General features: G+C 60.0%; 20 protein-coding genes and 1 riboswitch. Of the genes, 13 read left to right on the top strand and 7 right to left on the bottom strand.

Annotated features, from left to right (window positions below):
• Window positions 1-45: 45 nt before the first annotated feature.
• On the bottom strand, window positions 46-930 hold the full coding sequence (locus WI754_RS23575) for an AraC family transcriptional regulator (protein WP_341487711.1): 885 nt from the start codon (window positions 928-930) through the stop codon (window positions 46-48).
• A gap of 424 nt (window positions 931-1354) precedes the next feature.
• Window positions 1355-1464, top strand: a riboswitch (guanidine-I (ykkC/yxkD leader).
• A gap of 75 nt (window positions 1465-1539) precedes the next feature.
• On the opposite strand from WI754_RS23575, the gene WI754_RS23570 reads away from it, so the two are divergent.
• From WI754_RS23570 to atzF, 7 genes are all read left to right on the top strand, one after another.
• Window positions 1540-2613, top strand: a complete 1074-nt coding sequence (locus WI754_RS23570) for a putative urea ABC transporter substrate-binding protein (protein WP_341487710.1) — start codon at window positions 1540-1542, stop codon at window positions 2611-2613.
• A 68-nt stretch (window positions 2614-2681) separates the two neighbouring features.
• On the top strand, window positions 2682-3500 hold the full coding sequence (locus WI754_RS23565; protein WP_341487709.1) for an ABC transporter permease subunit: 819 nt from the start codon (window positions 2682-2684) through the stop codon (window positions 3498-3500).
• Entirely contained in the window at window positions 3497-4324 is an 828-nt protein-coding gene (locus WI754_RS23560; protein ID WP_341487708.1) for an ABC transporter ATP-binding protein, read from the top strand. The genes WI754_RS23565 and WI754_RS23560 overlap by 4 nt, the downstream gene beginning before the upstream one ends.
• A 2-nt stretch (window positions 4325-4326) precedes the next feature.
• Entirely contained in the window at window positions 4327-5145 is an 819-nt protein-coding gene (locus tag WI754_RS23555; protein ID WP_341487707.1) for an urea amidolyase associated protein UAAP1, read from the top strand.
• Between the two features lie 13 nt (window positions 5146-5158).
• Window positions 5159-5821 carry an urea amidolyase associated protein UAAP2 gene (locus tag WI754_RS23550; protein WP_341487706.1) on the top strand — a complete coding sequence of 221 codons (663 nt, stop codon included), beginning with the start codon at window positions 5159-5161 and terminating at the stop codon, window positions 5819-5821.
• Window positions 5822-5824: 3 nt separating this feature from the next.
• Window positions 5825-9364: an urea carboxylase gene (gene uca / locus WI754_RS23545; RefSeq protein ID WP_341487705.1), complete on the top strand. Its 3540-nt coding sequence runs from the start codon at window positions 5825-5827 to the stop codon at window positions 9362-9364.
• 1 nt (window position 9365) lies between these two features.
• Window positions 9366-11198, top strand: coding sequence for an allophanate hydrolase (gene atzF / locus WI754_RS23540; RefSeq protein WP_341487704.1), 1833 nt, complete (start codon window positions 9366-9368; stop codon window positions 11196-11198).
• A gap of 178 nt (window positions 11199-11376) precedes the next feature.
• On the opposite strand, the gene WI754_RS23535 is transcribed toward atzF, so the two are convergent.
• Window positions 11377-12132, bottom strand: coding sequence for an SDR family NAD(P)-dependent oxidoreductase (locus WI754_RS23535; RefSeq protein ID WP_341487703.1), 756 nt, complete (start codon window positions 12130-12132; stop codon window positions 11377-11379).
• 274 nt (window positions 12133-12406) lie between these two features.
• Between WI754_RS23535 and WI754_RS23530 the strand changes: the two genes are divergently transcribed.
• From WI754_RS23530 to WI754_RS23505, 6 genes are all read left to right on the top strand, one after another.
• Window positions 12407-12997: a L,D-transpeptidase gene (locus WI754_RS23530; RefSeq protein ID WP_341487702.1), complete on the top strand. Its 591-nt coding sequence runs from the start codon at window positions 12407-12409 to the stop codon at window positions 12995-12997.
• Window positions 12998-13185: 188 nt separating this feature from the next.
• The gene (locus WI754_RS23525; RefSeq protein WP_341487701.1) at window positions 13186-13323 is read left to right on the top strand and encodes an ABC transporter; all 138 of its coding nucleotides are present in this window, start codon (window positions 13186-13188) and stop codon (window positions 13321-13323) included.
• A 149-nt stretch (window positions 13324-13472) separates the two neighbouring features.
• Window positions 13473-14042 carry a hypothetical protein gene (locus tag WI754_RS23520; RefSeq protein WP_341488061.1) on the top strand — a complete coding sequence of 190 codons (570 nt, stop codon included), beginning with the start codon at window positions 13473-13475 and terminating at the stop codon, window positions 14040-14042.
• A gap of 106 nt (window positions 14043-14148) precedes the next feature.
• Window positions 14149-14703: a protein-S-isoprenylcysteine O-methyltransferase gene (locus tag WI754_RS23515; RefSeq protein ID WP_341488060.1), complete on the top strand. Its 555-nt coding sequence runs from the start codon at window positions 14149-14151 to the stop codon at window positions 14701-14703.
• A gap of 10 nt (window positions 14704-14713) precedes the next feature.
• On the top strand, window positions 14714-15496 hold the full coding sequence (locus WI754_RS23510) for a hypothetical protein (protein WP_341488059.1): 783 nt from the start codon (window positions 14714-14716) through the stop codon (window positions 15494-15496).
• Complete coding sequence (locus WI754_RS23505; RefSeq protein ID WP_341487700.1) at window positions 15493-16344, top strand: SDR family NAD(P)-dependent oxidoreductase; 852 nt, start codon at window positions 15493-15495, stop codon at window positions 16342-16344. Before WI754_RS23510 ends, WI754_RS23505 begins: the two co-directional genes overlap by 4 nt.
• 88 nt (window positions 16345-16432) lie before the next feature.
• Here the strand turns inward: WI754_RS23505 and WI754_RS23500 are convergent, their stop codons facing one another.
• From WI754_RS23500 to WI754_RS23480, 5 genes are read right to left on the bottom strand one after another with little or no spacing between them, the layout of a single operon-like run.
• Window positions 16433-16906, bottom strand: coding sequence for a GNAT family N-acetyltransferase (locus tag WI754_RS23500; protein WP_341487699.1), 474 nt, complete (start codon window positions 16904-16906; stop codon window positions 16433-16435).
• The gene (locus WI754_RS23495; protein ID WP_341487698.1) at window positions 16899-17864 is read right to left on the bottom strand and encodes an ATP-binding cassette domain-containing protein; all 966 of its coding nucleotides are present in this window, start codon (window positions 17862-17864) and stop codon (window positions 16899-16901) included. The genes WI754_RS23500 and WI754_RS23495 overlap by 8 nt, the downstream gene beginning before the upstream one ends.
• A complete protein-coding gene (locus WI754_RS23490; RefSeq protein WP_341487697.1) occupies window positions 17864-18673 on the bottom strand; it encodes an ABC transporter ATP-binding protein in 810 nt (269 codons plus the stop codon). Before WI754_RS23490 ends, WI754_RS23495 begins: the two co-directional genes overlap by 1 nt.
• Window positions 18670-19584, bottom strand: coding sequence for an ABC transporter permease (locus tag WI754_RS23485; RefSeq protein WP_341487696.1), 915 nt, complete (start codon window positions 19582-19584; stop codon window positions 18670-18672). The genes WI754_RS23490 and WI754_RS23485 overlap by 4 nt, the downstream gene beginning before the upstream one ends.
• Window positions 19585-19589: 5 nt before the next feature.
• Window positions 19590-20567 carry an ABC transporter permease gene (locus WI754_RS23480; RefSeq protein WP_341487695.1) on the bottom strand — a complete coding sequence of 326 codons (978 nt, stop codon included), beginning with the start codon at window positions 20565-20567 and terminating at the stop codon, window positions 19590-19592.
• Window positions 20568-20591: the final 24 nt, after the last annotated feature.

Genomic DNA, 20591 nt, shown 5'->3' with positions numbered 1-20591 from the left:
CTCCCCTTTTTCCTACGATGTGTCTTACTCCTCCCGTCCTCCCTTTTAGGCGGCCTCCACCGCTCTTACGTTCTTCGCCAGCAAGGTCCTGAAGCGCGAGGGAGCCATGCCCTTTTGCGCCAGGAACTGGCGATTGAAATTGGAAATGTTGTTGAACCCGGCCGAAAAGCAGATGTCGGTGATCGACACCTCTGACCTGCTCATCAACAGGTGGCATGCGAAATTGATCCGAAGCCGATTGACGTACTGCACGAGCGCCATGCCAGTATGGCGACGGAAACTGCGTGAAAATGCGCTCGGGCTTTGCCCGGTCAGGTCGGCGAGGTCACCTTCCGTAAAAGGTTCGGTCAGGTGGCTGTTGATGTAGGCGAGCGCCTGATTCACTCCCGCCGACATGAAACCTGACGGATCAGGCATATATCTTGCGCTGGCAAGAGACTGCGTTCCCTCGGCCGAACTCATGGCGCGCAATACCCCCATAAACAGTTCCAGACGCCGCAGCCCTTTTGCGATCACCAGTTCCGCAAGGAGCGGCCCGACGATCGATGCAGTGTTCGCAGGAAAAAGCGCCCCGCGCCGGCTGAGTTCAAGAACAGGCAAACACCCCGCGAACTCCGGGAACAGGTTGATCGCATCGCAACAGAACGCTTCCGTGAACTGGACGACTCTTCCGCGAAGTGGCACGCATGTGCCGGCCGGTATATCGCTCACCCAATTGTGCGGCAGATTGGGGCCCGTCAGGACGAGATTACCTGGCCCGAACTCCCCAATGAAATCTCCGACAAAGTACCGCCCGCTTGTCTCAACGACATGATGGATCTCGTATTCGGGATGAAAATGCCAGCGAACCGTGTGGAAGGGATAACCATGTTCCCAAGCCTTGAACGATTCTCCACGTCCGATCTGGACGAGCTCCAGGTCTGGATTCATATTGCTTTCCTCCCCGCGCTGACTTGAACTTGTCGCCCCAGTTTGATCGCCTCCTCCAAAGGCAATCCCGGCTCGCGTTCTGCGACGAATAAAACCTAGTCACTCTCAATGGATCTCGCTACTACGCAGTTTCTGTCAAACCGATACTTTTTTGACATTCTCGCCGCTGTAATCGCTGTGTTTCGCACATGCGAAATAAACCTATCAAAAGGCAGGTCGACAGACGCGACGATAACTCAGCCGTCGCCCAAGCATTCTTCTTAGATTCGAGATCAGGTGAAAAGCGTGATGACTTAAGAGGCGTGAAGGCGCCCAAAGAATGGGCAACTGCATGCACTTCACACGGCCGGACGTTTGATCGCTCCACACATTCACAAAAAATCAAAGTCTTACCAATTGGCACAGGCTTTGCTTGTTTCATTGCAGAGTTGGTGGCTAGGGTTCCGGCGCTTATTGAAGCGTGCTGGTCCGAGAGCTACCACCGGTTGGGGAGACATCCCGCCGGGTGCACGGCGGGACAAAAGCCCGGGAGACCTCGTTAGCCAAGGGATTGGCGGCGCGATGGTCCATGCCGATCCCTTTTTGAAGAAACGCAAAAGGGGAATTTCAATGCAGACTTTTTCGAAACTACTTTCGATCACAGCACTCACGGCATCGCTGGCATTTGGCATGGCCTGCGCTGCCACGGCCGCGCCCAAGACAGATTTCAAAGTCGCCTGGTCGATCTACGTCGGCTGGATGCCGTGGGGCTATGCTGCAGATCATGGCATCGTCAAGAAGTGGGCGGACAAATACGGAATCAATATCGAAGTCACCCAGTTCAACGACTACGTCGAGTCGATGAACCAGTATACGGCCGGTGCCTTCGACGCGGTGACGCTCACCAACATGGACGGCCTCTCCATCCCGGCCGCCGGCGGCGTCGATACCACCGCGGTCATCGTCGGCGACTTTTCGAACGGCAATGACGCCGTCATCCTCAAGGACAAGGCAAGCCTAGCCGATGTGAAGGGGCAGAACGTCAACCTCGTTGAATTTTCCGTCTCCCACTACTTGCTGGCACGGGCGCTTGAAAGCATCAAATCGTCCGAGCAGGATGTAAAAGTGGTCAACACATCCGACGCCGACATGGTTGCCGCCTATGAGACGGCGGATGTCACGGCGGTGGTCACCTGGAACCCCCTCGTCGAAACAATATTGAAAAATTCGACGGCCAAGAAGGTTTTCGACAGCTCGCAGATCCCCGGCGAAATCATTGATCTGATGGTGGCGAACACCGACGTGCTGAAGGACAATCCGGATTTCGGCAAGGCGCTGGCAGGAATCTGGTATGAAACTGCAGCACTGATGACAGCAGACAGCGCCGAAGGCAAGGCGGCGCGGGAAGCGATGGGCTCGGCCTCCGGTACGGACCTCAAAGGCTTCGAATCCCAGATGGCAGCCACCAAGCTGTTCGCCAAACCCGCTGACGCAGTGGCATTCACCTCTTCGCCAAGCCTGCCGAAAACAATGGACCTCGTTCGGACCTTCCTGTTCGAGAAGGGCCTGCTCGGTAGCGGTGCTGCCTCGGCAGACGTTATTGGTATTGAAATGCCCGACGGAAAGGTTCTCGGCGACAGCGCCAACATCAAGCTGCGTTTCACCGAAACCTACATGAAGACTGCGGCTGAAGGCACGCTCTGAGCGTTGCGACGACCGGTGGCGCGGCTTGACTGTGCCACTCCCTTCCTTTCGCCCGCGGAGCCATGTTCATGCGCTGGATCAACACCAGGCCGAGCCGAGGCGCGCAGTTCGCCCTGATGCTTTTGCCCTTCGTGCTGCTGATTGCTGCCTACAGTGCGGGATCGGCCGTGCGGCTAGCCGGGAATGCCAACGACAAACTGCTGCCCGGCCTCGCCGGCATTGCCGACGCCATCAACCGGCTGGCTTTCCTGCCGGATGCGCGCACCGGCGAATATCTACTGTGGTCCGATACGGCCGCGAGCCTGATACGCCTCTTCAGCGGCCTCGGAATTTCGACGGTGACGGCGCTGCTGATTGGCATGGCTATCGGCATGCTGCCCTATCTTCGGGCACTGCTCGCACCCTTCGTTGCAGTCATTTCGATGGTACCGCCGCTTGCGCTGTTGCCGATACTTTTCATCGTGATGGGCCTTGGAGAGACCTCGAAGATCGCGCTGATCGTCATCGGCGTTGCGCCGGCCATGATCCGCGACCTTGCCCTCAAGGCGCTGGAACTGCCGCGCGAACAAATCGTCAAGGCCGAAACACTCGGCGGTTCGTCGTGGCAAATTGCGCTCCGCGTCGTGCTGCCGCAGATCCTGCCGCGGCTCATCACCTGCCTCAGATTGCAACTAGGCCCGGCCTGGCTGTTCCTCATCGCCGCAGAAGCGATCTCGTCGGACTCCGGGCTCGGCTACCGCATCTTTCTCGTCCGCCGTTACCTGTCGATGGACGTGATCTTTCCATATGTCGTCTGGATCACGCTGCTCGCCGTCGTGACCAACATCATCCTCGACCGCATTCGCATCGCCGTCTTCCCCTGGTCCGAACTGGAGAAGCAGGCATGAGCGAACTTGTCATCGAGAGTGTCTGGAAGGAATATGGCGACCAGGTCGTGCTGGAGAATGTGTCGCTGACGGTCACCTCCCGTGCGTTCGTTGCGCTCGTCGGACCATCTGGCTGCGGCAAGTCGACTTTCCTGCGCATGCTGCTTGGCCAGGAGCGCGCAACGAGAGGCACGATCCTTATCGACGGCAAACCGCTGCCGCCCGAACCGGGACCGGATCGTGGCGTCGTCTTCCAGCGCTATTCGGTCTTCCCGCATCTGACCGTACTCGGCAATGTGCTGCTCGGCATGGAGTTTTCGGGCTCCCGCCACACCGCAAAGCTCTTTGGTGCGGCACGGCGCAGCGCCATCGAAGAAGCCCGCCAGATGATTGCCGAAGTCGGCCTTTCGGGCGCGGAGGGTAAATATCCGGCACAGCTTTCCGGCGGCATGCAGCAAAGGTTGGCGCTGGCGCAGGCGCTGATCATGAAGCCGAAGGTCTTGCTTCTCGACGAGCCGTTCGGCGCGCTCGATCCTGGTATCCGAGCAGAAATCCACACCTTGATGAAACGGCTCTGGCACGAAACGCAGATGACCGTCGTCATGGTCACGCACGACATGCGCGAGGCATTTACGCTTGCCACCCGGGTCGTCGCGTTCGAGCGCCCGCGCAACCGTCCCGAGGAGAAGGAGCGCTACGGCGCGACCATCACCAGGGATATTGCAATCTGGCCGCCGCGGCTTGCGGGCGAACGGTCGATCTTCAGCCCTGACCGGGACGGCCCGGTCATTTCTCTGGGCCCTCGTCGGGACGACCCGGCTTTCAGTCCGTCAGAGGAAAAATAGCCATGCACGTCAGACGTTCCCAGGAAGAAATCGCCGCCAACCGGCAGCGTTACGAAGAGCATCAGAAGAAGGGGCTGGAGTTTGCGCCGAAGGCGTTTCCGGCGCCCAGCATCCTGCCTGCATCGGCAATCGAAGCAACAACCGTCATCCACCAGGAAACCATTCCCGGCGGCTGGTACTGGTCGACGCTCCTGAAGCGCGGCGAGGCGCTGCGCATCGACCAGCAGGACGGCGGATCGACCGTCGCCCTGATCGCCTGGAACGCGTCGGACACCAGTGAGAGGCTCAACCTGGTGGATACCGCAAAGGTCCAATGGACGACGGCGCTCGGCAAGGGCCGCGTGATCTTCTCGGATATGGGCCGCGTCATGTTTTCAATGATTGAGGATAGTTCCGGCGCTCACGATTGCCTGATGGGGGGATCGACGGCCGCCTCGAACGCCGCGAAATATCCCGGCGTCAAGACCCGAAACACCCGGGACAATTTCGTACTCGTTGCAGGCAAGCTCGGCCTTGATCGTCGCGATATTCCGGCGGTCCTCAATCTGTTTGCGCCCGTCGGCATCGACGACACGGGGGCTTTCGGTTGGCGTGGAAAGCGATCCAACAGCGGCGATTACGCCGAATTGCGTGCCGAGATGGATCTACTGGTCGGCCTCTCCAACTGCCCGCATCCGCTTGATCCCGCCCCTAGCTATGCGCCGGCACCGATCAGCGTGACACGTTTCCTGTGTGCTGCACCCGCGGCGGACGACCTGCCCCGCACTGCCACGGCCGAAGCCATTCGCGGCTTCGAGAACAACGCCATGATGCTCGCCTGAGGAGGACCGAACAATGACCGATTTCATTCAGACCTCCGCAGACCGCTCGCTCGAAAACGCCGTTGGAGATCATTTCATCCCGGCGGAAGCTCCGTGGTCAGGTATCGTGCGCAAGGGGCAGACAATCCGGATCGAGGACAGCTACGGCCAACAAGCGATCGATACGCTCTTTTACCGCGCCGATAATTTTTCCGAGCGCTATTCCAACCAGGATACGCTGCGCGAACAGGGCACGGCCTATGTCGGCACCGGCACTCGGATCATGTCGAACGAAGACAACGTCATGCTGACGATGACGGCCGACAGCTGTGGCCGTCACGATACATCCGCCGGAGCCTGCTCGTGCGAAAGCAACACCGTTCGCTTCGGCCACGGTACCAGGTATCTCCATGCGTGCCGCGACAATTTCGTCCTGGAAGTGACGAAGCACGGCATGAGCAAGCGCGACATCGTGCCGAACATCAATTTCTTCATGAACGTCCCGATCAAGCCGAACGGCGAGATGACGATCGTCGACGGCATGTCCTCGCCCGGCGATTATGTCGAACTGGTGGCCGAGATGGACGTGCTGTGCGTGATCTCCAATTGCCCGCAGGTCAACAATCCCTGCAACGGCTTCGATCCGACGCCGATCCGGGTCCTCATATGGGATGCGACCGCGGACACCGAGGTCTGACGCATGTTCAAGAAAATCCTCATCGCCAATCGCGGCGAAATCGCCGTCCGGGTCATCCGGACATTGAAAAAAATGGGCATTGCGTCGGTTGCCGTTTATTCCGACGCCGACCGTTTCGCCATGCCGGTACTTCTTGCCGATGAAGCCGTTCGCCTTGGCCCCGCACCCGCGAGCGACAGTTATCTGAACGTGGACGCAGTCGTCGCCGCCTGCAAGGCCACAGGCGCGGAAGCCGTGCATCCGGGCTACGGGTTCCTGTCCGAGAATATCGGCTTTGCCGAGCGGCTCGCTGCCGAAGGCATCGCCTTTATCGGTCCGCGCGCGGAACATCTTTCCTCGTTCGGGCTGAAGCACACGGCCCGGGAACTGGCAAAGGCGAGCGGCGTGCCGCTGCTGCCCGGCACGGACCTGCTTTCCGACGCCGACGTAGCCCTCGCGGCCGCCGAGGCGATCGGCTATCCGGTGATGCTGAAAAGTACCGCCGGAGGCGGCGGCATCGGCATGCAGCTCTGCGCCGATGCGGCGGCGTTGAAAGCCTCTTTCGATAGTGTGCAGCGCACGGCGCGCGCCAGCTTCGGCGATGCGCGTGTCTATATCGAGCGCTTCGTTGCCGACGCCCGCCATGTCGAGGTGCAGATCTTCGGCGATGGCAAGGGCAATGTCGTGGCGTTGGGTGAACGGGATTGCTCGCTGCAGCGAAGAAACCAGAAGGTGGTAGAGGAAACCCCCGCTCCCGGCCTTTCGGCTGCCACGCGGGTTCAGCTTCACAAGGCTGCCGTCGATCTGGGGGCTTCGGTATCCTACGCGTCGGCAGGCACCGTCGAGTTCATCTACGATCCGGCACGCGAGGAATTCTACTTCCTCGAGGTCAATACCCGGCTTCAGGTCGAGCATCCCGTCACCGAAGCCGTCTTTGGCATCGACCTTGTCGAATGGATGATACGGCAGGCGGCAGGCGAGAATGTGCTCGCTAGCAGCAGTTCGCTGGTGCCCAATGGCGCCGCGATCGAAGTCCGGCTTTACGCCGAGATGCCGCATGCGGATTTCCGCCCCAGCGCCGGCCTGTTGACGGAAGTTGTGTTTCCCGAAAGCGCCCGCATCGACGGCTGGATCGAAACCGGGACTGAGGTGACGCCGTTCTACGATCCGATGCTGGCAAAGCTGATCGTCGCGGCAGAAGACCGGCCAGCGGCAATTGCGAAACTGCAGGCGGCGCTTTCGCGAACCTCGATCGCAGGCATCGAGACAAATCTGGATTATCTGCGGGAAATCGCCGCTTCGGAGCTGCTCGCAAGCGGCAAGGTGGCGACGACCGCGCTGCGCGATTTTGATTTCGTCCCGGACATCATTGAGGTCCTGTCGCCCGGTGCTCAATCCAGCATCCAGGAACTGCCGGGTCGCCTCGGTCTTTGGCATGTGGGCGTGCCGCCGAGCGGACCGATGGATGAACGCTCCTTCCGTCATGCGAACCGTCTCGCAGGCAACGCTGACACGACTGCCGCACTGGAACTGACCGTCTCCGGTCCGACGCTGCGTCTTTACAGGGATGCGGTGATTGCGCTTGCAGGAGCGCCTATGGCGATGACCTGCGATGGAGTGAGGGTGCCGCATGATACGGCCTTGACGATCCGGGCAGGGCAGGTGCTCTCGATCGGCTCCATCGAGGGACCCGGCCAGCGCGCCTATCTCGCAGTTTCTGGCGGCTTTGCGGCGCCTGTCGTCCTCGGCTCGCGTGCCACCTTCGGCCTCGGCCAGTTCGGCGGAAACGCCACCGGCACGCTGAAAACCGGCCATGTGCTGCACCTCGCGCGACACGCTCCCGACAAACCGGTGGAGCCCGCCGGCGAGCCCGCCGAACTGACCCGTGATTGGCAGGTCGGCGTCGTCTACGGACCGCACGGTGCTCCCGATTTCTTTCAGCCGAGCGATATCCATGCGCTCTTTTCCGTCCCCTACGAGGTACACTTCAACAGTGCCCGAACCGGCGTCCGCCTTATCGGCCCTGCACCGAAATGGGCGCGGCCTGACGGTGGCGAGGCGGGGCTTCACCCCTCCAACCTGCACGACAATGCCTATGCGGTCGGTGCGATCGATTTCACCGGCGACATGCCGATCATCCTCGGCCCAGATGGGCCGAGCCTTGGCGGTTTCGTCTGCCCGGCGGTGATTGCCCGCGACGAACAGTGGAAGATGGGCCAGTTCAAGCCCGGTGACCATATCCGCTTTCACCCCCTCGCCCGCCCGGACGATCCTGTCGCCAGTCCCGCTGTCCATCGGTCGGACGCGGATGCCGGTTCAGCAATTGTCGGAACACGCGATGACGGTCCAGTCTCGGTCGTCTACCGCCGTCAGGGCGACGACAATCTGCTTGTCGAATATGGACCGATGGCGCTCGATATCGCTCTGCGCCTGCGTGTGCATCTCCTGATGAACGCCGTCATTGAAGCCCGCCTTCCCGGCCTGATCGACCTGACACCCGGCATCCGTTCGCTGCAGATTCACTATGACGGAACGACACTGTCACGGAGGCGTCTGCTTGGATTGCTGGCAGATATCGAGATGATGCTTCCATCCGCCCATGAGGTGACGGTACCAAGCCGCATCATCCACCTGCCGCTGTCGTGGAGCGATCCCGACGCAGAGCTTGCCATGCGCAAGTATCAGGAGCTGGTCCGCCCGAACGCCCCGTGGTGCCCGTCAAACATCGAGTTCATCCGGCGGATCAACGGCCTTCCCGACGAGCAGGCCGTCAAGGATATCGTCTTCGACGCGAGCTATCTCGTACTGGGCCTCGGGGATGTTTATCTTGGCGCACCGGTTGCAACGCCTGTCGATCCGCGCCATCGCCTCGTCACCACCAAGTACAATCCAGCCCGTACCTGGACGCCGGAAAATGCCGTCGGTATCGGCGGCGCCTATATGTGCATCTATGGCATGGAGGGCCCCGGCGGCTACCAGTTGTTCGGCCGCACCATACAGGTCTGGAATACCTGGCGACAAACGCCCGCATTCGCCAAAGGCAAGCCATGGCTGCTCAACTTCTTCGATCAGATCCGTTTCTTTCCAGTCAGCCATCAGGAACTCACGGAAGCACGTGCGGCTTTTCCGCATGGAGGCTATCCGGTCAAGATCGAGGAGACGGAATTCTCCTATGCTGCCTATGAAGAGGAGCTGCAGGCGAACGCGGGATCGATCGCCCGCTTCAAGGCGACGCAGCAGGCTGCTTTCGAGACTGAACGGCAAAGCTGGAAGGACGCAGGTCTCGACAGCTTCGTCAGCGACGAAGGCACGGGCGAAATGCTCGACGGTGATATTCCAGCCGACTGTTTCGGCCTCGCCAGCAGCGTTCCGGGCAACATCTGGAAGCTGCTGGTCGAACCGGGTGCGTCAGTCGCCGCCGGCGATACGGTCGCCATCATCGAATCCATGAAAATGGAAATCAACATCACCGCCCACGCCCCAGGACGTGTCCGCGATCTGCGCGCCGGGCCAGGAAGAAACGTCAAAGCCGGCGATATCATCGTCGTTCTGGAGAACTGCTGACATGCTGCCGACAATTCTTGATCTCTCGAGCCTTCGTGCCGCCTATCAATCCGGGCTGACGCCGCTCGCCCTCGTCGACGAGGTCATTGCCCGCCGCGCCGCATCCAAGGACCCGGCGATCTTCATCACCGCCACGCCGGACCAGGATCTGCGCGCCGCCGCTCGCGACCTGATGGCGCGTGCGCCCGGGCCAAACAGCCTGCCACTGTGGGGTATTCCCTTCGCGGTGAAGGACAATATCGATGCCGCCGGCCTGCCAACCACTGCCGCCTGCCCGGCGTATGCCTACGACCCGACGGAGGACTCAATGGTCGTTAGCCGGCTCAAAGCCGCCGGCGCGATTGTTATCGGCAAAACGAACCTCGACCAGTTTGCAACCGGCCTCAATGGCACGCGATCGCCCCACGGAGCACCTCGATCAGTCTTCGATGCCGATTATATCTCGGGCGGGTCAAGCTCCGGGTCGGCTGTCGCAGTCGCATCTGGTCTTGCCACCTTTGCGCTCGGCACGGATACTGCCGGTTCCGGCCGGGTTCCGGCCGCCTTCAACAATCTCGTCGGCATCAAGCCAACGCCTGGCTTGCTCTCCAATACCGGTGTTGTCCCGGCCTGCAGGAGCGTGGACTGCATCACGATCTTCGCCGCAACAGTGGGCGACGGCGTTGCGATCCGCAAGGTCGCGGAGGGCTTCGACGCTACCGATCCCTTCTCGCGTGAGGCCACGTGGACGTCGCTGCCGGAATCCGGCCTTCGGATCGGTGTGCTGGACGGCGCAGAGCGGGAATTCTTCGGCGATGCCGACGTCAAGCGGATCTACGATCAGGCCGTTGAGGGGGCGCAAGCTCTGGGTGCAACGATCGTTCCCTTCGATTATGCGCCCTTTCGCGAAGTGGCGGCCCTACTTTACGACGGGCCGTGGGTCGCAGAAAGATTGGCAGCCGTCGAGGATTTCCTGGCGAGCAATGCCGATGATTTCGACCCCTCGGTTCGAATGATCATCGAAGGCGCGAAGGACAAGTCAGCGGTCGACGCGTTCAATGGCCGCTACAAACTTGAAGAATTGCGTCGCAAGACGGAAGCGGAGTGGAAAAAGGCCGATATCCTGCTCCTGCCGACCGCGCCGACGACCTACACGGTTGCTGACATGCTGGCCGATCCGATCGTGCTCAATGGACGGCTCGGGCGCTACACGAATTTCGTCAACCTGCTCGATTGCGCGGCGATCGCCATACCCGCCGGCTTCGGAGCCAAGGGCCTGCCCGGCGGCGTGACGCTAATAGGCCGCGCCTTCACCGACGACGCGCTCGCGCCGCTTGCAGATGCCCTGCATCGGTCTTCGGGATGCGGCATGGGCGCCGACCGAACGGCCGACATTCCCGGTGCAAGCCGCGTCGCACCGCTTGACGATGGCTTTGTGCCGATCGTCGTTGTGGGCGCGCACCTGACTGGCATGCCGCTCAATCATGAACTGACCGGACCAGGCGGATATCGCCTGAAAACCTGCCGGACAGCCGGAGACTACCGCCTTTTTGTGCTGCCGAACACGACCCCGCCAAAACCCGGCCTCATCCGGGAACCCGGCTTCGCCGGAAACGGCCTTGAGGTCGAAGTCTGGGCGCTACCGCCCGCAGCCTTCGGTAACTTCGTCCAGAAGATTCCAGGACCGCTCGGCATTGGAAAAGTGATCCTCGACGACGGCCGCAGCATATCTGGCTTCCTTTGCGAAGCCCATGCTGTTGCGGATGCTGTGGAGGTCACCGCATTGGGCGGTTGGCGGGAATATGTCCGCACGAAAAACGCACACTCGGACCGTGTAACGAAGGAAGCAATATGATGACAAGATTGCTCGGAAATCTGGTTCGTCTACTGCGGGAAGGGCTGATCGCTCGCACATTCGCTATCTCCGCTCAGTCTCGAAATTCGAGACTGAGCGGTAAACGTGAGCCGTGAATCCCGGCGCCTTCTGAGATGCCGGTAAACAACGAAAGGCGGCCCTATCGAAAACAACAGAACTAATGCGCGGTATAGGCTCCATCCACAAGGTGGTGGCTTCCAGAGATGAAACTCGCCTGTTCCGACAAGAGGAAGCACACAAGAGCAGCGACTTCTTCCGGCGTGCCGCGTCGGGCCATCGGTTGAAGTGCGATCATGCGACGGGTGCTCGCTATCTCTAAATGCTCCGACAAAAGTGGCGTTTCGATCCAACCAGGGCCCACAGCATTGATGCGAACGCCCATCCTGGCGTACTCTATGGCGGCAACCTTCGTCAGTCCGACAACGCCATGTTTGGCAGCGGTGTACGCCGACGCTGTTGGCAATCCAACACAACCGAGGACGGAGGACATGTTGACTATAGCGCCTCCGCCGCCTTCCACCATGGCGGCGATCTCATACTTCATGCAGTAGAAAACGCCGTTGAGATTGACGTTCATCAACCTGTGCCAGTCGTCAAGCGGATAGTCTGCCGTCGCTTTTCGGACGCCATCGGTGCCTGCATTGTTGACTGCCAAATGCAGCCCGCCGCATCTCTCGATAACAAATTTGACCAGCCTTTCCACAGCCTCTGCGTCGCTAACATCGACTGCAAGGTGTTGAGCCCTGCCCCCGAGCGAGCGTATCTCGGCGGCAACGGTCTTGGCAGCGTCTGCGTCGAGATCAGCAATGACAACTTCGGCCCCCTCTTCTGCGAGTTGTCTCGAAACAGCCGCGCCTATGCCGGAGCCTGCGCCAGTTACAAGTGCCACTTTCCCGTCGAAGCCAAGTTTCATTTTGTCCACCCTTCTTGCTTGTTTTGATCCAGTCGAGCAGACACAGATGATCGCTGCAAGAAGTTTCATCAGAGGGCGAGCAGGCTTGCCAACTCTTGGAAAACCTCAGCAGCTCCGCGAACCAGTAGCTGGGTGCCGCGCGCACGTGGCCATAGACGTTTGAAGCATGTGCCCTCGAGGCGACCTGCGCAACCATCCAACGAGGCGAAAGAGTTGGTTCATTGGCGCCGGAATGTTAAAGACGAAGCGATGAACAATTGCTGAGCAGGTAGAAATGGACAGTGATGACATGGCCCGCCGGGGGCTCGTGCTCGGCAGTCTCGCTTTGATGGCTTCGGGGTGTACTTCAGCGATAAGGCGAATTGTAGAACCGATTTCGACCCCGTTCGCAGCCGCGCCGGATCGTCGTTACCGCCGCAGGCATGTCCGCTATCAGGGAAACGAACCCGCCGGAACGATCGTCGTCGATACATCGCAACGCTATCTTTATGCTGTTGAGCAAGGCGGCTGGGCCATGCGCTACGGTATTGGCGTCGGAGAGGAGGGGCGCACTCTGAAGGGTAAGGCAACCATCGGACGCAAGGCCGTATGGCCGTCGTGGACACCCACCGCCAATATGATACGGCGTAAGCCGCGATTGCAACAATACGCGGCCGGCGTCACCGGCGGTCCGCACAATCCGCTTGGTGCGTCCGCGCTATACCTGTACCGCGGCGGGCAGGACACCATGTTTCGGCTGCACGGAACAAACGAGCCGTGGACGATCGGCCAGGCGGTATCAAGCGGATGCATTCGTCTGACAAATGACGACATCGTTGACCTTTACCAGCGCACCCCTGTGGGAACGACGGTATTGGTGATGTGATAATGTTTGCGTCTGTATATTCAGTATTGAAAGCGATGCAATGTGTCCTAGTTGTCGTGGAACAGCTCGGTGAGGGCAACCCGGCGCCAGCTGTGTTTTTTTTGCACTAGGCGCCGGTGTAGTTCATCCGTATTACTGTAAGCGTTGCCTTCGATAATCTGATTCCACACTGAGGAGAGGAGTACTTGATGAGCAGAATTCTGATCGTGATTATAGCCTTGTTTTCCATTGCCAGTCTGAGTGCCTGCGGGACAATTGGCAAAGGCAAAGGGAAGGCCCCGCCGCCGGCTGTCGATACAGTGGAACCGGCGCCTGTCTACAAGTGACCGCAACTGCGATCCGTGGGGGAGGGGCATCTGGCCCTCCCCCATCATGCAATTGGCTGGACGGGCACCACCGCTTACGGCACTGCCACTCAGATCGGGGAAGCTTGCTGCGTGAACGTTCGGCAGGATTCGGGAGATAGAGCGTGGCAATGGCGCTCACAACACGACGAATAGCGATTGCAGTCATGCTGGCACTATCGGCCGCAGCCTGCCAGACGGAAGACAAGAAAGCTGAACCGCGTTTTGTTTCGGATGCCCGCCCTGCCTTTGAAAACAAGGACAGCCGGTATTTCATCGAATTCCGCTCACGCTACGCCCTCAGCTATGGCCATTCCTATGTGATCTTCGGGCGCGCAGATCAAGCTGGGGGGATGATCGATCCCGAGGTCGCGGGCCTTGCCCCGGCAACAGCCAGTACGGCACCCTACGTCCTAGGCCATTTTTTGCCAGTGCCAGCCGAAACGGGAGCAAGCGACGGTGACTTGGAAGAGGCGTACCGATCGGCAAGCTGGCGCGTCATGTTGACCGAAGCTCAATATGGCAAAACCGTTGCCCACATACGGCAGTTAAAGGCCAAATCCAAATTCTGGCAGGCGTCAATCTACAATTGCAACGCTTTTGTGGCGGACATCGCACGCTCCATGGGGTATAAGGCGCCCAGTATCTGGCTCAGGCCGCAACAATTCATTACGCAACTTCGAGAGATGAACGCGGGGTGAGTGCGGCCCCGCTGACACTTGCGTGCGCCACGTCGATGGCAGATCACAGAAAGGCCGGTGACCCAAATTGAACGTATCGGTAGCTGCGGCTGGCGAGATCGTCTGGATGATTGGCATCATCGTCTGGTATGTCATTCGGTATCCCTTCGAACGCCGCGCAAAGCGTGTGCGGATCGTCAGTCATCGCCGTTCTGGTCTGGATAAAGTCGCGCTTGTGTCGGCCCTTCTCGGCCTCGCCATCTTGCCAGCATTTTATGTCGTGACCGGTATCCCGAAGGCTGCCGACTATTCGGCCAGCTCCTGGGCCATCGTTGTCGGTGCATTGATGTTCGCTCTTGCAATGTGGGTCTTTCGGCGAACCCACAAGGAACTCGGCCGGAACTGGTCTGTCACGCTGGAGATTCGTGACCGCCACGAACTGGTTTGTGGCGGACCATACGCCCTCATCCGCCACCCCATGTACACTTCATTCCTACTCATGGGACTTGGTCAGGCATTTCTGCTTTCGAACTGGATCGCCGGACCGGCAGGCATTGTCGGCTTCGCAGTGCTTTTTTTTGCTCGAGTGGACAAGGAGGAGCGTATGATGCTGGAGATTTTCGGCTCACGGTATCGTGACTACATGGGCAGGACCAAGCGAATTATCCCTTATTTGTACTAGAGGTGACATGATGCGAGGACGAGCCCTCAAGCTTTCCGCACCACGACGCCTTGTCGGAGATCTGATGCGGTTTTCGATCGGGATCCCCCGGGTCACGGTGCAGCGCCAGATGAACCTTCGCGCGCTTCAAAGGGCACGAATGACGGGGCAAAGCAAACCATCCTGGACGGTCCTTTTCTTGAAGGGATACGCGCTCCTTGCCAGAGAGACACCAGACCTTCGGCGTGCTTACGTCAAATTCCCCAGACCACAGCTCTATGAATACCCGGTTAGCGTAGCCTCGATTGCCCACGAGCGCGAATATGACGGTGAGCGAGTCGTGCTGTTAAGTACTATCAAGTGTCCGGAGCGCTCATCCGTCACGGAACTTGAGGCCCTGATCCACGCGGCCCGAACACGTCCAATCCTGGAGATCAAGGAGTTCCGGCGCGCGTTGAAAATCGCTCATGCGCCGGGGCCAGTCCGATGGCTTCTCATGTGGCTCGGCTTGAATATGGCGCGGAAGCGGGCACACTATTTCGGCACCTTCCAGTTGTCGGTCTATTCAGGCCTCGGGGCAGAGTCGCTCAACCCCCTTACGCCTTTGACGACCCTTCTCAACTACGGTCCGATCGGCGAAGACGGGTCGGTAAACGTCCGCATTCACTACGATCATCGAGTGATGGATGGGGCGAATGTCGCGCGGGCATTGGAGCGCTTTGAACAAATCTTGAACGATGAAGTCGCGGGTGAACTCACGAGCCTTGAAAGTGGAGCCCCTGGAGAGACAATGACCCCAGGCGCGGCGTTATGACCCTGCACAGCGATGTTCGTATGGCTGTCGTTGTGGTGGGCGCGTCCCGGGGCATTGGCAGGGCAATCGCCAAAGTTGCGGCCACGCAGGGCACTCCTGTCGTGCTCGTTGGACGTTCGCCTGAAGCGCTGGCCGCCGCCGCAACCGACGTGCGGCAGCAGGGAGGCGATGCATTCGCGTTGGAGCTTGATCTTGTGGTAGGCGATGCGACGGCGCGCCTGCAAGATTTTCTCACCACCAACGGCTTAGCCTGCGATGTCCTGGTCAACAGCGCCGGGTATGGTTTGCGTGGAGCAGCCACGACACTTCCTCTGGATGATCAGCTTGGTATCATCGACCTCAACATCCGTGCCCTTAGCGACCTGACGCTGCACTTCCTCCCTGGAATGGTTGCCCGCGGCCGTGGTGGCGTGCTCAATCTTGCCTCTGTAGCCAGCTTCACACCTGGGCCCAATATGGCTGTGTACTACGCCAGCAAAAGCTTCGTGCGATCTTTTTCGGAGGCACTACATCAGGAATTGCGCGGCACCGGTGTGACCATCACATGTGTTGCTCCAGGGCCCGTGGCAACAGAATTCCTCGAAAGGTCCGGCGCCAACAGGGCACCGCTGTTTAAAATATTGCCCAAACTGAGTTCGGAATACGTGGCCAAACGGGCGTGGAACGGCTTCAAATCCCGCCGTCGCCTCGTCGTGCCGGGCGCCTCGGCCAAGCTGGCCATGCTGGCCGCTGCGTTGATACCCCATGCAATAATGCTTCCATTGATTAGCCGATTGCAACGAAGAAGCAGTGATCCCTGCCCTTGTGGTTCAGGTAAGCAATACAGAAAATGCTGCGGTGCGCGCTGATTTCAATCGAGAGATGAAACGGTGTGACGGGCATGAGCAATACCTTCGTATTGATGCGATCAGCAGGATGCCGTGAGCCGGCGCGGCGTCAGGACGGATCGCGCAGAAGACCCTTGTAGAAGCCGGGCGAGGAACCGGGGATTTCGACCGCATCGAGCCTTTTGCGATAGAAATCGACCGGCCCCGGATCGCCAATGACGGCATAGGCATACCCTGCCTCCTTCAGCCCGTTGAGCGTAGCAAACAGCAGCGCTTCGCCGATCCCCTGCCCGCGCGCCTCCGGCGCGACGCCGGTCGGGCCGAAGAAGCCCTTGGCTGTGGCATCACCGCAGGCAAAGCCCAGCATCCGGCCTTCGCACACGGCAATCCAGACCATCACCGGATGGCTGCCGAAGCCGCTCTCGCTTTCCGCAGCCCACTTGGCGCCGAAATGCGTTTCGATGAAGGAAAGCACAATCTTTCTTTCCGGCGTCATCGCACGGCGTATCGTCACGCCGGGTGCGGGAAGGCCAGCGCCGTCGAGGACCGGAAGGTCGTATAGGCGTACCACAAGGTCAGGCATGAAGCGTTCTCTTTGCTGGTTCGTCGTGCTGATAAACGAAATGGCCCGGTGAGATTTCGGTTCTCGCACGGGTGGTCGCGCGCGAAAGATCCCGCACGGATTCGGCATAGGCGGAAAACGCCCTGCCCGCGTCTCCCGTTGCGCCCGTGATGCGCACGGAGGCGTCAGGAATGGCCGAAAGCAGAAGCTTGGTATAGGGGTGGCCCGGACTGCCAATCACCGCGCGCGACGGACCATATTCGACAATCTGGCCCGCAAACATCACTGCCGTCTCCTCCGCAATGTAATGCGCCGTCGCGATGTCGTGGGTGATGTAGAGAAAGCTGATGCCGCGCTCCTGCTTCAGCCGGCGCATCAGATCCAGAACCGATCGTCGGATCGAAACGTCCAGCATCGAGGTGGGCTCGTCCGCGACGATCAGTTGCGCGCCGACGGCAAGCGCCCTGGCGAGATTGACGCGCTGGCGCTGTCCGCCGGACAGCTCGTGCGGATATTTGTTCAGAGTGACATCCGGATCGAGCTCAACATCCGCAAGCGTCTGTCGGGCCGCGCCTTCCAGCGACCGCCCGCTCAAGCCTCGATGCAGGACGATCGGCCGGACCAGATGGTGGCGGATCGTATGCGCCGGATTGAGTGCTGCGAATGGATCCTGAAACACCATCTGCACCGAGCGGAGATACTGCATCTGTGCGTCGCGGCTGGTGAAACCGGCGATATCCGTACCCCGAAACAGGATGCGCCCGCCTGTCGGCTGGAACTGCCGGGTGACGGCACGGCCAACCGTCGACTTGCCCGAGCCGGATTCGCCGACGATGGCAAGCGCGCGGCCGGCACCAAGCGTCAGGGAGACCGCGCGCAATGCGACGACGCGTTTTTGTGCGCCGAAAGTCGGCGTCAGCGTGAAGGTTTTGGACAGTCTGTCGAGAACGAGCAGAGATTCGACGTTCGCTTCAGCCATTACACTGCCTCCAGGGCTTCTTGCAGGCGCGGCATCGCCGACCACAGCTTTTTCGTATAGGCATGCTGCGCCTTTCCGACGATATCCGAAGCCGAAGCGGTTTCCACAAGACGGCCTTCCAGCATAATGGCGATCCGGTCGGCAAATTGCGCCATCAGGGCCAGATCATGGGTGATGAACAGGATGGAAAAGCCAAGCCGTTCCTTGAGCGTCATGATTTCCTGCAAGATCTCGCGCTGGACGACGACATCGAGCGCCGTCGTGGGCTCGTCCATGATGACGAGCTTCGGTTCCAGCGCCAGCGCCATTGCGAGAACAACGCGCTGACGCATGCCGCCGGATAATTGATGCGGGTAGTCGTCGAGCCGGCCTGGCGCGATGGAAACCATGCGCATCAACACTTCGGCCCGCGCGCGGGCCGCATCGCGGTTGCCGTTTGCATGGCAGGCGATCACATCGCGGAACTGCTCGAAGATCGTCAGAACGGGGTTGAGCGAACTCATGGCACTTTGGAACACCATCGATGTCTGGCGCCAGCGCCAGGTCTCCAGTGCACGCGGCGTCAGCGCCAGAATGTCGGTACCGTCGATATGGATGCTGCCTCTGGAAACGATGGCCGGTGGGCGATGCAGCCGCATCAGGGCAAAGGCGATGGTCGATTTGCCGCAGCCGCTTTCGCCGGCAAGGCCCATGACCTCGCCCCTGCCGATATCGAAATCCACGTCCTTTACGGCGGTGAAGAGGCCCTTTTGGGTGAGGAAATCGACCTGCAAACCACGCACTTCGACAAGTTTCGAAAGATCCGTCATCTGATTTCTCCGGCCTTTGCGGCCCGGGCCCGGTCGATCGCGCGCTGCGCCTTTACAGCTGCATTGACGGTTCCAAGCGTTCGCAGCCGCGGATTGGAGATCTCGTCGACGGCGAAGTTGATCAGGGAAAGGCCAATCCCGATGACCGCGATGGCGATCGCCGGAGCAAATACCTCCCACCAGGCTCCAACGCTCATCGCCGATGCCGTCTGGGCGTTGTAGAGCATCGTGCCCCAGGAAACGGCAAGCGGATCGCCGAGCCCGAGGAACTCCAGCGTCGCCTCGGTGATAATGGTGTAGATCACCGAGCCGATGAAGTTGAAGCCGATGATCGACAAGAGGTTGGGCATCAATTCGACCGCGATCATCCGCCATTTTGGTTCGCCGATCAGTTCGGAGGCCAGGATGAAATCCCGCTCCCGCAACGACATCGTCTGCGCCCGTGTCACCCGCGCGCCCCAGGCCCAGGACGTCAGCCCGATAATCAGCGCGATCACCAGCGGGCTGGTTTCACCGACGAAAGCGGCAATCACGAGAAGGAGCGGCAGCTGCGGAATGACGAGCGCTATATTGGTGAAGAAGTTGATGACTTCATCTACCCAGCCGCCGATGTAGCCGGCGGTAACCCCAAGCACGACGCCGATGAAGGTGACGATTGTTCCGGCCAGAAGCCCGACGAACAGCGAGGTCCGCGTCCCCCAGACGAGCTGTGTGAAGACGTCGCGCCCCATGCGGGTGGTGCCGATAAGATGATCCAGCGATGGTGCCTCATGCGGACGGGCGACGCGCTTGATTGGATCGTGTCCGGTGATCGCCGGAGCCAAAAGCGCGATCGCGATATAGACGAAAACGATTGCAAGGCCGATCACCGCCTTGCGGTTTCGAAGGATGAGAGAAAAAGCCTGTTTCATCGGTCTCAGGCCTTTCGTAGGCGTGGATCGAGGACCACGTAAAGAAGATCGACGATCAGATTTGCCGACAGCATCGCCAGCGTCATCACCAGAAGCTGCCCCTGGATCAGCGGATAGTCGCGCGCCACGATGCCCAGATAAAGCAGATGGCCGAGTCCCGTATAATTGAAGACGACTTCCGTCACCAGCGAACCGCCCATCACCGCACCCAGCGACATAGCGAAGGCGGTGACACTCGGAAGCAGAGCGTTGCGCGCAGCGTAGTTGAATTTCACGCGGCGGTTCGTCAGCCCTTTGGCGGCCCCCATGACGACATAGTCCTCGCCGAGTTGGCCGATCATATTGTTGCGCATCGTCACGAGGTACCCACCCATATGGACGAAGGCGAGCGACAGAACGGGCATGACGGCGTGATAAAGCGCGCTGGATAGAAAACTCGGCGTCAACGACGGATCGAGACTGGGATCGAATGCAAAGCTCGTCGGGAGCCAGTTGAGCGACAGACCGAAGACATAGAGCCCGGTCAGCCCGACCACGACGGCCGGAATGGATTGCATCGCAAGAGCGCCCGGGGAGACGATGGTGTCGAACACCCCGCCGCGCCGCCACGCAGCGGAAACCCCCATCAGCGATCCCGCAACGAAGGCAAGAACGGACGCCGTTCCTGCCAGAACGATCGTCCATGGGAGGGCGTGGCCAAGAACCTCGCCAACGGTCATGGGATAGAATTTCACCGAAGGTCCGAGATCCCAGGTGAAGACGCTTTTCATATAGTCGAGATACTGCATGTAGAGGGGGCCGGAAGCGAAACCGAAGGTTTCGACCAGGGCGGCCTTGGCTTCGGGCGGCAGCGACGAATTCATCTTGGCGAACATGACATCGACGGGATTGCCGGGCATGAGCCTGGGAATGAAGAAATTGATCGTCGCGGCGACGAAGAAGGCGGCGATGTAAAAGCCGATCCGGCGCAGAATGAAGGACATCGAAAAAATCTCCGGACACGCGGC

It is taken from the genome of Pararhizobium sp. A13, assembly GCF_040126305.1.
GTDB lineage: Bacteria > Pseudomonadota > Alphaproteobacteria > Rhizobiales > Rhizobiaceae > Pararhizobium.
Note: the sequence above shows the minus strand (reverse complement) of the source record. Positions and strands in the feature narration are given on the sequence as shown.

Coding starts and splice junctions, on each gene's coding strand:
- WI754_RS23575 (WP_341487711.1), bottom strand. CDS start 930: ATGAATCCAGACCTGGAGCTCGTCCAGATCGGACGTGGAGAATCGTTC.
- WI754_RS23570 (WP_341487710.1), top strand. CDS start 1,540: ATGCAGACTTTTTCGAAACTACTTTCGATCACAGCACTCACGGCATCG.
- WI754_RS23565 (WP_341487709.1), top strand. CDS start 2,682: ATGCGCTGGATCAACACCAGGCCGAGCCGAGGCGCGCAGTTCGCCCTG.
- WI754_RS23560 (WP_341487708.1), top strand. CDS start 3,497: ATGAGCGAACTTGTCATCGAGAGTGTCTGGAAGGAATATGGCGACCAG.
- WI754_RS23555 (WP_341487707.1), top strand. CDS start 4,327: ATGCACGTCAGACGTTCCCAGGAAGAAATCGCCGCCAACCGGCAGCGT.
- WI754_RS23550 (WP_341487706.1), top strand. CDS start 5,159: ATGACCGATTTCATTCAGACCTCCGCAGACCGCTCGCTCGAAAACGCC.
- uca (WP_341487705.1), top strand. CDS start 5,825: ATGTTCAAGAAAATCCTCATCGCCAATCGCGGCGAAATCGCCGTCCGG.
- atzF (WP_341487704.1), top strand. CDS start 9,366: ATGCTGCCGACAATTCTTGATCTCTCGAGCCTTCGTGCCGCCTATCAA.
- WI754_RS23535 (WP_341487703.1), bottom strand. CDS start 12,132: ATGAAACTTGGCTTCGACGGGAAAGTGGCACTTGTAACTGGCGCAGGC.
- WI754_RS23530 (WP_341487702.1), top strand. CDS start 12,407: ATGGACAGTGATGACATGGCCCGCCGGGGGCTCGTGCTCGGCAGTCTC.
- WI754_RS23525 (WP_341487701.1), top strand. CDS start 13,186: ATGAGCAGAATTCTGATCGTGATTATAGCCTTGTTTTCCATTGCCAGT.
- WI754_RS23520 (WP_341488061.1), top strand. CDS start 13,473: ATGGCGCTCACAACACGACGAATAGCGATTGCAGTCATGCTGGCACTA.
- WI754_RS23515 (WP_341488060.1), top strand. CDS start 14,149: ATGATTGGCATCATCGTCTGGTATGTCATTCGGTATCCCTTCGAACGC.
- WI754_RS23510 (WP_341488059.1), top strand. CDS start 14,714: ATGCGAGGACGAGCCCTCAAGCTTTCCGCACCACGACGCCTTGTCGGA.
- WI754_RS23505 (WP_341487700.1), top strand. CDS start 15,493: ATGACCCTGCACAGCGATGTTCGTATGGCTGTCGTTGTGGTGGGCGCG.
- WI754_RS23500 (WP_341487699.1), bottom strand. CDS start 16,906: ATGCCTGACCTTGTGGTACGCCTATACGACCTTCCGGTCCTCGACGGC.
- WI754_RS23495 (WP_341487698.1), bottom strand. CDS start 17,864: ATGGCTGAAGCGAACGTCGAATCTCTGCTCGTTCTCGACAGACTGTCC.
- WI754_RS23490 (WP_341487697.1), bottom strand. CDS start 18,673: ATGACGGATCTTTCGAAACTTGTCGAAGTGCGTGGTTTGCAGGTCGAT.
- WI754_RS23485 (WP_341487696.1), bottom strand. CDS start 19,584: ATGAAACAGGCTTTTTCTCTCATCCTTCGAAACCGCAAGGCGGTGATC.
- WI754_RS23480 (WP_341487695.1), bottom strand. CDS start 20,567: ATGTCCTTCATTCTGCGCCGGATCGGCTTTTACATCGCCGCCTTCTTC.